The organism is Nocardioides panacihumi, assembly GCF_039530925.1.
Classification (GTDB): domain Bacteria; phylum Actinomycetota; class Actinomycetes; order Propionibacteriales; family Nocardioidaceae; genus Nocardioides; species Nocardioides panacihumi.
In genome coordinates, this window is record NZ_BAAAPB010000001.1 from 395,143 (window position 1) to 406,619 (window position 11,477).

At 70.5% G+C, this 11,477-nt stretch carries 12 protein-coding genes; 9 read left to right on the forward strand and 3 right to left on the reverse strand.

What is annotated here, in order from left to right; translation table 11 throughout:
* The first annotated feature begins 46 nt into the window (after window positions 1-46).
* The 4 genes from ABD205_RS01920 to ABD205_RS01935 are packed head-to-tail and all read left to right on the forward strand — an operon-like array spanning window position 47 to window position 3,916.
* The gene (locus ABD205_RS01920; RefSeq protein ID WP_344041845.1) at window positions 47-1,231 is read left to right on the forward strand and encodes an amidohydrolase family protein; all 1,185 of its coding nucleotides are present in this window, start codon (window positions 47-49) and stop codon (window positions 1,229-1,231) included.
* Window positions 1,228-1,767 carry a Rieske (2Fe-2S) protein gene (locus ABD205_RS01925; RefSeq protein ID WP_344041847.1) on the forward strand — a complete coding sequence of 180 codons (540 nt, stop codon included), beginning with the start codon at window positions 1,228-1,230 and terminating at the stop codon, window positions 1,765-1,767. Before ABD205_RS01920 ends, ABD205_RS01925 begins: the two co-directional genes overlap by 4 nt.
* Window positions 1,764-2,894 carry an amidohydrolase family protein gene (locus tag ABD205_RS01930; protein ID WP_344041849.1) on the forward strand — a complete coding sequence of 377 codons (1,131 nt, stop codon included), beginning with the start codon at window positions 1,764-1,766 and terminating at the stop codon, window positions 2,892-2,894. The genes ABD205_RS01925 and ABD205_RS01930 overlap by 4 nt, the downstream gene beginning before the upstream one ends.
* An 11-nt stretch (window positions 2,895-2,905) precedes the next feature.
* Window positions 2,906-3,916, forward strand: a complete 1,011-nt coding sequence (locus tag ABD205_RS01935; RefSeq protein ID WP_344041851.1) for an LLM class flavin-dependent oxidoreductase — start codon at window positions 2,906-2,908, stop codon at window positions 3,914-3,916.
* Here ABD205_RS01935 and ABD205_RS01940 read toward each other — a convergent pair.
* Together ABD205_RS01940 and ABD205_RS01945 are read right to left on the reverse strand one after the other, a co-directional pair.
* On the reverse strand, window positions 3,892-5,160 hold the full coding sequence (locus ABD205_RS01940) for a cytochrome P450 (protein ID WP_344041853.1): 1,269 nt from the start codon (window positions 5,158-5,160) through the stop codon (window positions 3,892-3,894). The genes ABD205_RS01935 and ABD205_RS01940 overlap by 25 nt on opposite strands.
* A gap of 7 nt (window positions 5,161-5,167) precedes the next feature.
* Window positions 5,168-6,112, reverse strand: coding sequence for a PDR/VanB family oxidoreductase (locus tag ABD205_RS01945; RefSeq protein WP_344041855.1), 945 nt, complete (start codon window positions 6,110-6,112; stop codon window positions 5,168-5,170).
* Between the two features lie 92 nt (window positions 6,113-6,204).
* On the opposite strand from ABD205_RS01945, the gene ABD205_RS01950 reads away from it, so the two are divergent.
* From ABD205_RS01950 to ABD205_RS01965, 4 genes are read left to right on the forward strand one after another with little or no spacing between them, the layout of a single operon-like run.
* The gene (locus ABD205_RS01950; protein ID WP_344041857.1) at window positions 6,205-7,512 is read left to right on the forward strand and encodes a 4Fe-4S dicluster domain-containing protein; all 1,308 of its coding nucleotides are present in this window, start codon (window positions 6,205-6,207) and stop codon (window positions 7,510-7,512) included.
* A 3-nt stretch (window positions 7,513-7,515) separates the two neighbouring features.
* Window positions 7,516-8,436: a cyclase family protein gene (locus tag ABD205_RS01955; protein ID WP_344041859.1), complete on the forward strand. Its 921-nt coding sequence runs from the start codon at window positions 7,516-7,518 to the stop codon at window positions 8,434-8,436.
* 17 nt (window positions 8,437-8,453) lie between these two features.
* A complete protein-coding gene (locus ABD205_RS01960; RefSeq protein ID WP_344041861.1) occupies window positions 8,454-8,669 on the forward strand; it encodes a ferredoxin in 216 nt (71 codons plus the stop codon).
* 3 nt (window positions 8,670-8,672) lie between these two features.
* Entirely contained in the window at window positions 8,673-9,425 is a 753-nt protein-coding gene (locus ABD205_RS01965) for an SDR family NAD(P)-dependent oxidoreductase (protein WP_344041863.1), read from the forward strand.
* On the opposite strand, the gene ABD205_RS01970 is transcribed toward ABD205_RS01965, so the two are convergent.
* Window positions 9,422-9,958 (reverse strand): nuclear transport factor 2 family protein, encoded by a 537-nt coding sequence (locus tag ABD205_RS01970; RefSeq protein WP_344041865.1) that lies wholly within the window; start codon window positions 9,956-9,958, stop codon window positions 9,422-9,424. The genes ABD205_RS01965 and ABD205_RS01970 overlap by 4 nt on opposite strands.
* Before the next feature lie 208 nt (window positions 9,959-10,166).
* Between ABD205_RS01970 and ABD205_RS01975 the strand changes: the two genes are divergently transcribed.
* Window positions 10,167-11,450 (forward strand): ABC transporter substrate-binding protein, encoded by a 1,284-nt coding sequence (locus tag ABD205_RS01975; protein ID WP_344041867.1) that lies wholly within the window; start codon window positions 10,167-10,169, stop codon window positions 11,448-11,450.
* Window positions 11,451-11,477 lie beyond the last annotated feature (27 nt).

The window sequence follows — 11,477 nt, forward strand, 5'->3', positions numbered from 1 at the left end:
GTGTCATCACTTGATGCTCATGTGTAGGACCGCACTGGAGGACGCGATGACCATCACCACCCGGCCGGAGGCCGCCCCCGCCGGGGCGACATCGACGACCCGCAAGCTCGGCATCATCGACTGCGACGTCCACCCGCTCAAGCTGCGTGAGCACCAGCAGCGGGGCGCCGGGGTCACGTCCTACCTCCCCGAGCGCTGGCAGCGGCACGCCGCCGAGGTCGGCGTCGCGCGCGGCGGCTGGGTCGGCGGCGATCGCCCACGGCCGCGGGAGTACGGCCAACGCTGGGACACCGAGCCGCCGGGCGGCGGCGCTCCGGGCAGCGACCCGGCGTTCGCCGCCGAGCAGCTGCTCGACACCTACGAGATCAGTGCCGGCCTGCTCAACGACCTCGGGGCGTTCTCATCGGCCGGCATGAAGGGTCAGCCCGCCGGACTCGCAGCGGCGTACTGCCGTGCGCTCAACGAGCACCGGCGCGACAACTGGCTGGCCCAGGACCCCCGCTGGTACGCCTCGATGAACCTGCCGTACGAGCTGCCGGACCTCGCCGTGAAGGAGATCGAGTTCTGGAAGGAGGGCGACCGGGAGTACGGCGACCGGATGAAGCAGATCATGCTGGCACCGGACAACCTGCGTCCGCCCGGGCACCCGTCGTACTGGCCGATCTACGAGGCATGCGAGCACTACGGCCTTCCCGTCACGTTCCACGTGATGACCGGCAATCGCGTCACGCCCTCGGGGTCGCCGAGCTACTACTTCGAGGAGCACTGCGACTACGCGGCGTTCAACTTCCCGATGGTGGCGAGCTTCGTCTACGAGGGGGTGTTCGACCGCTTCCCGGGGCTGAAGGTCGTCCTCGTCGAGCTGGGCTGGTCATGGGCGCTCCCGCTGTCGTGGCGCCTCGACGCCGCGTACCGGGTCATGGGAGGCGAGGTGGCGCACCTGCACAAGAAGCCCTCGGAGTACTTCCAGGACCACTTCTGGTTCACCACGCAGCCGATGGAGGAGCCCGAGGACGACGGCCACCTCGACCAGGTCCACGAGGCGTTCCTGGCCTCCGGGCTCGGGGAGAAGCTGATGTACTCCTCCGACTACCCGCACTGGGACTTCGACGAGCCGTCCGCCCTCCCCCGCAACCTCACCGTCGAGCGTCGCGCGGAGATCCTGGGCGGCGTCGCGAGCCGCCTCTACGACATCCCGTTCCTGCCGGAAAAGGGCTACCCGGTCGGATGAGCACCCGACGCTACGTCGTCGCCCGAGCGGCGGACCTCGCCGACGGCGAGAAGATGGCGGTGGAGGTCGGCGGCCGCTCGGTGGCGATCTTCAACGTCAGGGGCACGTTCTACGGGCTGCTCAACCGCTGCCCGCACCGCGGCGCCGATCTCTGCGCGGGCAGGTTCCTGCCGCGGGTGACGGCGGCGGTGCCGGGCGAGTACCACTACGACACCGACCAGACGTTCCTCGCATGCCCCTGGCACGGGTGGGAGTTCGACGTCACGACCGGGCAGTCCTACTTCGACCCTGTCGGCATGCGCGGCCGACCGTACTCGGTCGAGATCGAGAACGGCGCGGTCGTCGCCTCGGAGCTCGAGGCCGGGACACTCGCCGTGTCCCGGATGACCCCCCAGCAGTACGCCGCCGCCGTCGGCGGCGCCGGCACCGGCATGCAGCCCGGACCGCTGCACGCCGAGACCGTGACCGTCGAGGTCGAGGACGACTACCTCGTCGTCGACCTGCGACCCCAACGCCCCCAGCGGAGGACCCCGTGACCCTGACCCCGTCCCCGCCGGCCACATCCGTGCCGGCCCCGCTCGTCCAGGATCCCGCCGCACGCCGCTCACTGTGGGCCGGCTCCGTCATCGATGTCGACGTGCACGCCCAGGTGCCGTCCGCGGAGACGCTCTTCCCCTACCTCGCACGGCAGTGGGTGGACTGGTGCACCGAGCGGAACTGGAAGCAGCCGCAGGGCCCGCTGGCGCACTACCCACCGACCTCGCCCCGCACCTGCCGGCCGGAGTGGCGTCCCGAGGACGGCCGTACGCCGGCCTCCGACGTCGCGCTGCTGCGCGAGCACGTGCTGGACCCGTGGGACGTCGAGGCCGCGATCGTGAACTGCTACTACGGCGTCGACAGCATCCGGCAGCCGGACTGGCACAACGCGATGACGCGCGCGGTCAACGACTGGCTCGTCGAGGAGTGGCTCGGCCGGGATCCGCGGCTCCGGGCGTCGATGGTGCTCCCGGCCCGCGACCCCCGGTCGATGGTCGAGGAGATCCACCGCATCGGCGCCCACCCCGGGATCGTCCAGGTCCTGCTGCCGGTCCGCACCGACGCGCTCTGGGGACGCCGGATGTTCTTCCCGGTGTTCGAGGCCATGGCCGAGCACGGCCTGGTCGCCGGCCTGCACTACGGCGGCACCCCCGACGGCGTCCCGTCGACGACCGGCTACCCGTCGTACTTCATCGAGGAGTACGCGGCCGAGTGGCAGGCCTTCGGCAGCCAGATCACGAGCATGGTCGCCGAGGGGGTATTCCAGGTGGTGCCCGAGCTTCGTGTCTCGGTACTCGAGGGTGGCTTCCTCTGGCTTCCCGCCTGGGGCTGGCGGATGAACAAGGACTGGAAGGGGCTGCGCCGTGAGGTGCCCTGGGTGACCGAGCCCCCGTTCGACGTGGTCCGCCGCCACTTCCGGTTCTCGACTGCCCCGACGGAGGCCGGCCCGGACGCGATGCTCCAGACCGCGCTGGGGTGGCTGCGCAGCGAGGACCTCCTCATGTTCGCCACCGACTATCCGCACGGACACGACGACGACCTCGCCCAGCTGCTCGGCGCCATGACCGAGTCGATGCGCGCGAAGACGATGGCCGAGAACGCCCGGGAGTGGTACGCCCTCGCATAGGGCACGAGCACGTGGCCGACCTGCTGACGATCTCCTACGACCTGCGCGCCCCCGACTTCGGAGCGCCGCAGGCGGAGATCTACCGCGCGGCCCTCGATCAGGCGGCGTGGGCGGACCGCCTCGGCTTCGACGCGGTCCAGGTGATGGAGCACCACGGCAGCGACGACGGCTACCTGCCCGCGCCGCTCGTGTTCGCCGCCGCCGTCGCGGCGCGGACGACGCGCCTCCGGATCTGGGTCTCAGCGCTGGTCCTCCCGCTCCACGACCCGGTGATGGCGGCCGAGGAGCTCGCCGTCCTCGACCTCGTCTCGGGTGGCCGGGTCACCCTGGTCGTCGCCGCGGGGTACCGGCTCGCCGAGTTCGACATGTTCGGGGTGGACTTCTCCTCTCGCGCGGCGTTGGCCGACGAGGGCATCGAGGTCATGACCCGGGCCTGGGCCGGCGAGTCGTTCTCCTACCGGGGCCGGAGCGTCCACGTCACTCCCCGGCCGTTGCAGCGACCGCGGATCCCGATCGTCCTCGGCGGCGGCTCGCCGGGAAGCGCGAGGAGGGCGGCCCGGCTCGCAGACGGCTACCGACCGTCCAGGCCGGAGCTGGTCGAGGTCTACCTGGAGGAGCTGCGCCGGCTGGGGAAGGGCGCGCCCCTCGTACCGCCGTCGCTGGCCGGGCACCCCACGGCCTTCGTCAGTCGCGACGTCGACGCGACCTGGCGAGCGATCGAGGCGCACGCGCTGCACGACACCAACTCCTACGTCGAGTGGACCAGGAGCCAGCCCGGCGTCTACCGGCAGCGGGCGCTCGCCCGGCCCGAGGACGTCCGGACCGGCGGTGGCCACCTGGTTCTGACCCCCGACGAGGCCGTCGAGCGGGTGCGGAGCGGGCGGGGACTGCACCTCAAGCCGCTGCTGGGCGGGCTCGATCCGGACGTCTCGTGGAGCTCACTCCGGGTGATCGAGGAGGACGTCCTCCCCCGCTTGGATCGACCGCCCGGAGGCGATCAGGACGACGCGACCAGGAGTTGATCGGTGCCGTGGAAGGCGTAGTTGCGCCGATAGCGCACGGGCCCGACGGGAGCGAGGTCACCGAAGCGTTCGTACAGGGTGGTGAGCGCGACCTCGATCTCGAGCCGGGACAGCCACTGTCCGAGGCAGACGTGGATGCCGTGCCCGAAGTCGACGTGGTGGCGTGCGTCGCTGCGACGGACGTCGAAGATGTCGGGGTCCGCGAACCGCTCGGGGTCCCGGTTGGCGGAGGCGAGCATCAGCCGGACGGTCTCGCCGGCACGCACGGGCACACCGGCGATCTCGCAGTCCACCCGGGCCACCCGGTGCGCGGCGTGCACCGGAGGCGCGAAACGGAACAGCTCCTCGATCCCGTTGCGCAGCACCGCGGGGTCGTCGAGCGCGGCCCGGCGCTGGTCCGGGTGCGCGGCGAAGGTGATGACGGCGTTGGAGATCAGGTCGTTGGTGTTCCCGGTCGTCAGCATCACCGTGAACATCGACACGAGCTCCTCGTCCGTGAGGCCCTGCCCGTCCCGCTCCTCGGCCACCAGCTGGGAGACCAGGTCCTCGTCGGGGCAATCGGCACCGCTGACGCGAGCACGTCTGTCCGCGATCAGGTCGCGGACCCACGCGTCCACGTTGCGCGTGGCGGCGTACGACGCCTCGAGGTTCTCGTGGTTCGTGCCGAGTCCGACGCGCAGGTCCATCGCCCAGCCTCGGAACTTCTCGACCTCGACCTCCGGCACGGCCAGCATGCGGCACATCCACCGGAACGGCAGCCGGTAGGAGAGCCTCGAGAGGTCGAAGGGCCCTCCCCCGTCGGCCTCGATCTCGTCGAGCAGACTCTCGGCGAGCTCGGTCATCTCCGCTCGGGTGGCGGCTATGCGGGACCGGGAGAAGACCCGGTTGACGAAGCCGCGCAGTCGCTCGTGCTCGGGCGGGTCCTGCTGGCCGATGTGGGTCAGGTCGTGCCGGACGAGGTAGTCGTACTTGTCGCGGTCCGCGCCGGCCAGCCCGGCCAGGCGGTCGGTCACCCGGGAGCCGCGCGAGCGCACCGACGAGAAGGTGACCGGGCCCCGCAGCACGCGCTGCACGTCCTCGTAGCGCGCCACGGCGACGACCGAGCCGACCCTGACGACGGGTGCATGCTGCCGCATCCGCTCGTAGAGGGGGAACGGGTCCTGCAGGAGCGCGTCGTCGAAGGTGAAGAGACGCTCGAGGTCGGCGGCGACGGCCTCGTCCGACGCCGGGTGCGTGGCGGGCATGGTCACCTCAGAGGTCCAGGACCAGCAGCGGGGTCTTGGAGCGCGAGCAGCAGATCATCATCACGTCGTTCTCCGCCTTCTCGTCCTCGGTCAGCAGTGAGTCGCGGTGGTCGGGCACCCCCTTGAGGACGCCCGTCTCGCACGTCCCGCAGGTCCCCTCGCGGCAGGAGGTGAAGATCTCGACGCCGGCTTCCTCGACGACCTCGGCGATGGACCGGTCAGCCGGCACCGTCAAGGTGAGGTCGGAGGCCTCCAGGTGGACTTCGAAGGTGGTCGTCGGACCGTCGAGGGCACCGTCCTTCGGGCGGAAGCGCTCGACGTGCAGCGATCCTGCCGGCCAGGCGGCGCATGCCGCCTCCACGGCGTCGATGAGGACGCCAGGTCCGCAGCAGTAGACGCGGGTGCCCGTCCGGGGCTCATCGAGCAGACCCGGCAGGTCGATGAGCCCGAGCTCGTCCTGGGGCCAGAGTGTGACCCGGTCGTCGTACTGCTCCAGCTCGCCGAGGAAGGCCATCGACACGCGCTGTCGTCCGCCGTAGACGATCCGCCAGTCGGCGCCACGCGCGTGCAGCGCGGCGATCATCGGCAGGAGGGGCGTGATGCCGATGCCACCGGCGATGAACAGGTGGCGCTCGGCCCCCTCGAGCGGGAACTCGTTGCGCGGCCCGCGCACCTGGAGCGTGTCGCCCGCGGCAAGACGCTCGTGGACGTACGCCGAGCCGCCGCGGCTCTCGGGCTCGCGCAGCACCGCGACCCGCCAGGCGGAGAGGTCCGCCGGGTCCCCGCAGAGGGAGTACTGCCTCTCGAGGCCGTCGGCGAGCAGCAGGTCGATGTGGGCGCCGGGCTCCCAGCCGGGGAGCGCGCCCTCGTCGTCGCGTGCGAGCCAGAGCGTTCGCACGCCGTCCGCGGCCTCCTCGACCGCACGCACCACCACGGTGAAGGTCTGCTCCATCGTCGCCCTCGTCCCATCTGCCCTGGAAATTAATTGGAGACTGATAGTAACATCACTTCAACACAGTAGACAGCGAGGAGCCTGGCACCGCCATGACCCGACAGTTCACCCGCAACGGGCTGCAACGACAGGCCCTGAAGTGGGGCCACGAGTTCAGCGAGCTCCTCTATCCGCTGGCCAAGAAGACGCTGCCGTACCGGCCGAGGATGTGGTGGATCCCGCGCCTGCCGATCTGGGTGCACCGGCGCCGGATGCCGCACACGCGGCCCTGGACCGCCCCGGTGCCGGACCCGGCAGAGACGCTGCGCACGGTCCCCGGCATCGCGCTCCTGCCCGAACGCCAGCAGGAGGCGTTCGACGAGGTGCCCCTCCACGACTTCATCCGCCTGCACCCCGACATGCGCAGCGAGAACAGCCCGACCGGCCACATGTGGGCGTCCCTCCTGTCGACCTCGCCACGCGTCCAGGGCGCTGCCCGCAAGCGTGCTCGCGCCAACCGCAGTCCTGGCGCCACCGGGGCGCCCGCCCCGATCTCGCCCGACGAGCTGACGCGCCGGATGAAGCTCGAGGCGGCGCGGCTCGGTCTGGCAGCGGTGGGGGTCACGGCCTACGACATCAAGTACAACTACGCGGAGTACCACGGGCTCGGAGTCGGCGACACGATCATCGTCGGGATCATCGAGCAGAACTTCGCCTCCACCCAGATGTCGCCGAGCCTGCGGGCGGAGAAGGCTGCGCTGTCGGCGTACGCGGGGCTCGAGGACCGCATGCGGCTGCTCGCCGAGTGGATCCGTGCCCAGGGCTACGCCGCTCGGCCCGAGGGCTTCGTCGGCGAGTCCATGGTCATCCCGTACGCCGTGCAGGCCGGACTCGGCCAGCTCGGCCTGAACGGACAGCTGCTCACCCCCCACGCCGGCTCCCGGTGCCGCATCCACGTGATGTCGACGGATGCGCCGCTCGTCCACGACGAGCCCGTCGACTACGGCCTCGAGGGGGTCTGCAACGAGTGCCAGGCCTGCGTCCGCCGTTGCCCGGCTGGCGCCATCCCTGCAGTGCGCAAGGAGAGCCGTGGCGTCGTCAAGGCGAAGCTCAACACCAAGCGCTGCCTGCCGGTGATGGGCAAGACCGCGGGCTGCTCGGTCTGCATGAAGGTCTGCCCGGTGCAGCGCTTCGGCCTCCCTGCCGTGCTCGAGGAGTACGACCGCAGCGGGCAGATCCTTGGCAAGGACACCGACGACCTCGAGGGGTTCGACTGGCCGCTCGACGGCCGCCACTACGGGCCGGGCGAGCGTCCGCGGCTAGGCCCCGAGGTCTTCGAGACGCCCGGGTTCGTCTTCGACCCCGAGCGCAAGGTGCCCCTGGACTGGGTCGAGGAGCCCGGCGAGGCGCTCGGGTACTGATCCGTGCCCGACCAGGACAGGCGGCCTGCGTACGACGACCTTCCCGACGGGCGCGCGCTCGGCCTGTACGGGCCCGACGACGAGCTCGGCGCCCTGAACCTGCTCACCCCTGCCCGGGTCGCCGCGGCCGCGGCGCTCGTGCGCTCCGGCGACGTGTTCAGCCTCAACGCGTCGCTCTACTACCCCTCCCCGCACCCGGCGTCGGCGGTCTCCCGCCGGCGTCCACCGACCCACGTCGTCCACCGCAGCGAACGCGCCCGGGACGACCTCTGGGACGGGCTCTTCACGCAGTACAGCTCCCAGTGGGACGGGTTCCTCCACGTCCGCGACGTCGAGCACGGTTGCTTCTACAACGGCAGCACCGACGAGTCCCGTGGCATCGCGGCATGGGCCGAGCGGGGCATCGCCGGGCGCGGCGTCCTCCTGGACGTCGGACGGTGGCGGGCCGAGCGGGGCGACCCCCTGGACTGGCGCTCCGACGCCGAGATCTCCGTCGAGGACCTCCGCGGCTGCGCGGCGTCCCAGGGCGTCGACCTGGAGCCGGGCACCATCCTGCTGCTGCGGACCGGGTGGGAGACGGGCTTCACCGAGGCGTCGTACGCCGAGCGGGCCGCACTGGCCACGACGGACTTCAGCTGTCCCGGCATCGAGCCGAGCCGCGCGATGCTCACGTTCCTCTGGGACTCCGGCGTCGCGGCCGTCGCCGCGGACAACTTCACCTTGGAGCCGTTCCCCCTCCGCGACCCCTGGCTGCACTCGGCGATGCTCAACCGCCTCGGCATCCCCATCGGTGAGTTCTGGCACCTCGACGAGCTCGCCACGGCCTGCCGCACCGCCGGCCGCTGGGAGTTCCTGCTGACCTCCGCTCCTCTGAACGGCCCGGGGTCGGCGGGCTCACCCGCCAACGTCCTGGCCATCCTCTGACCCGACAGGAGACTTGAATGAAGTTCGCCATCGACCTGACCCAGTGCGAGAACCACGGCCAGTGCGCGATCGTCGCGCCCGGCACGTTCTCGCTCGACGGCGACGGGCTGCTGTCGTTCCGCGCGCACGCCGACGACGAGTACGTCTCGCCGGAGCTCGACGCCTCCGACGCCGGGCAGGCGGCCGAGGCCGCGGACATGTGCCCGATGCAGGCCATCCGGCTGATCGGCTGATCCGTGCGTCGATTCGAGGACCGGGTCGTCCTGGTCACCGGTGCCACCAGCGGCCTGGGCGAGGCCTGCGCGCTGCGCCTGGCGGGCGAGGGCGCCGACCTGGTGGTGACCGGACGCCGGACGGACCGCTGCGAGGAGGTCGCCGCGCAGGTCCGGTCGCTGGGCCGGCAGGCGCTGGCGGTGCCTGGCGACGTCGTCGACCCCGACCACCCGGCGCGCCTGGTCGCGGCGGCTCTCGAGCGGTTCGGGCGTCTCGACGCCGCCGTGAACAATGCCGGCGTCAGCCCGGCGCCGGCCTCCGCGGCCACCACCTCGGACGAGCTGTGGATCAGCACCCTCGACCTCGACCTGACCTCGGTCTTCCGCTGCCAGCGCGCCGAGCTGGGCGCGATGGTGCCGGCCGGACGCGGGGCGATCGTCAACGTGGCGTCCTACACGAGCACGACCGTGCAGACGGCCGGCGTCGCGTCGTACGCCGCGGCCAAGCACGGCGTCCTCGGGCTCACCCGCGCCGCCGCCCGCGACCACGCGCGCGACGGTGTCAGGGTGAACGCAGTCGGTCCCGGGCACATGCGCACGCCGATGATCGACCGCCTGCTCGACCCGGCGGGCGAGGAGCGGCTCCGCGCCCGGATCCCGATGGGCCGGGTGAGCGATCCGGCCGAGATCGCCGCCGTCGTCGCGTTCCTGCTCTCCGACGACGCCTCGTTCGTGACGGGCCAGCTCCTGGTCGCCGACGGCGGCCTGTCGATCTAGCCGATGGACGTCGTCGCCTCGGGGTTCTCCGGCCAGGTGAGGCGCTGGTAGAGCGGGTCGCTCTCGTCGCGCGTTCCCCGGAAGTGCCCGCCCGGGACGGCGTTCTGAGCCTCGAGCGAACCGTCCCACTCCATGACGACGCGTCGGTACGTCACGCGCCAGCCGTCCTCGGACCGCTGGAAGTAGTCGAGGTAGCGACCGATCGACTGGTAGAGCTTGCCCTCCTGCACCTGCATCGCGTACCAGAAGTAGGACTCGCCGTACGCCTCGTCGCCGTCGACCTCGAAGAGCGACTGGCCCATCAGGTGGTAGATGAACGGCGAGGCTGTGGTGAAGCCCGGGTTGTTGCAGATGAACTCGGCGAACTCCTCACGGCCGCCACGGAAGCGGCCGTGGTCGTCGAACGACTTCTCGGAGTAGCACGAGAGGATCCCGTCCCGATCCTTCCGGTCGACGGCCCGCTCGAGCCGGGCGACGAGCTCCGTCAGCGCCATCTTGTCGGCCAACGTGTCCAGGTCCGGTGCTACACCCATGTTATCACTCCACATCTAATGGTTTTCTAGTTGTTCTTCACTTGAGGCTACCCGTCGGGACCGGTCCGCCTGCACTCCGCTCGGCAAAACATGTCCCAATGTTTCCCTAATTATGTCATAAGCATAGACAAGTGATTCCTGTCTCATCTAGGTTCACGGCTAGTCGCCCGTCGCAAGAAGCGGGTGAGCCCACACCCGAGGAGCCCACGTGTCACGCAGGATCAACACTCAGAAGCGCGCGCTGCAGCTCGGCGCGCTCGTCGCCGCCAGCTGTCTGGCCCTCAGCGCCTGCGGTGGCAACAACGACAACAAGGCGACGTCGTCCGACGCCGGTAGCGGCAGCGGCCCGGCGCTGACCGGCACCCCGATCAAGATCGGCTACGGCGCGTCGATGTCCGGCCCGCAGGCCTCGAACGGCATCGCCGCCAAGGCCGTGGCCCACGCCTGGCAGGAGTACACCAACAACCATGGTGGCGTCCTCGGGCACCCCGTCCAGGTCGACGTCGTCGACACCAAGAACACCGTTCCGGGTGCGACGTCGGTCGCCAAGACCTTCCTCTCGGACGACTCGGTCGACGCCATCTTCCTCACCGACCTGGTCGCCGAGGGTGCGATGGTCGACACCTTCAAGAACACCCCGGTCGCCGTCATCAGCGGCGGCGGGTCGAGCGACATCCTGTGGTCGCATGTCCCCGGCGTCTTCCAGGACGTCACCGGCTCGGACTACACGATCAAGGCCTACGTCGACCAGGCCAAGGCGGCCGGCGCGAAGAAGTTCGGCTGGGCCGCGTGCGCCGAGGTCGCGGTCTGCCAGGAGAACGGCGGCAAGGCCATGGACTACGCCAAGTCCGTCGGCCTCGACACCTCCGGCGTCCAGCTGGCCTCCGCGTCGGCGACCGACTACACCGCGGAGTGCCTGTCCTACATCGGGAGCAAGACCGACTCGATCGCCTTCAACATCGGGTACGCCACCGGCACCCGGTTTGCCAACGACTGCCTGCAGCAGGGCTACACCGGCAAGTTCTCGGTGATCAACTCCGGATTCAGCCAGGAGGAGTTCAACAAGGTCCCCGGCTTCAAGTCGGCCGGCGGCACCAACGGCTTCCCGTGGTGGTCGACCGCCGCGCCCGTGAAGACGTACCGCGACGCCATGAAGAAGTACTCGCCCGACGGCGTCTACTCCTCGGGCAACTCGACCGCCATCTGGTCCTCGTTCGAGCTGTTCAAGAAGGCCCTCGAGAACGCCAAGCCCGCCGACGTCACCCGGCAGACGGTCATGGACGCCATGTTCAGCGTCAAGGACGAGACCCTCGGCGGCCTGCTCCCCGAGCCGGTCACGTTCACCAAGGGCCAGCCCTCCAAGCCGGTCAGCTGCAACTGGCAGTTCACCTACAACGCCGGCGACGACAACCCCAAGACGATCGCCCCGACCCAGACGACCGGCAACAACGGCGCCTCGGGTGACCTCGCCAGCAACTGCAGCGGTTACTGAGGCACCTCCTCACACCTCTCCACACCG

Excerpts from the sequence above, each read along its gene's own strand:
- ABD205_RS01920 (WP_344041845.1), top strand. The coding sequence starts at position 47 with ATGACCATCACCACCCGGCCGGAGGCCGCCCCCGCCGGGGCGACATCG.
- ABD205_RS01925 (WP_344041847.1), top strand. The coding sequence starts at position 1,228 with ATGAGCACCCGACGCTACGTCGTCGCCCGAGCGGCGGACCTCGCCGAC.
- ABD205_RS01940 (WP_344041853.1), bottom strand. The coding sequence starts at position 5,160 with ATGCCCGCCACGCACCCGGCGTCGGACGAGGCCGTCGCCGCCGACCTC.
- ABD205_RS01945 (WP_344041855.1), bottom strand. The coding sequence starts at position 6,112 with ATGGAGCAGACCTTCACCGTGGTGGTGCGTGCGGTCGAGGAGGCCGCG.
- ABD205_RS01950 (WP_344041857.1), top strand. The coding sequence starts at position 6,205 with ATGACCCGACAGTTCACCCGCAACGGGCTGCAACGACAGGCCCTGAAG.
- ABD205_RS01960 (WP_344041861.1), top strand. The coding sequence starts at position 8,454 with ATGAAGTTCGCCATCGACCTGACCCAGTGCGAGAACCACGGCCAGTGC.
- ABD205_RS01970 (WP_344041865.1), bottom strand. The coding sequence starts at position 9,958 with ATGGGTGTAGCACCGGACCTGGACACGTTGGCCGACAAGATGGCGCTG.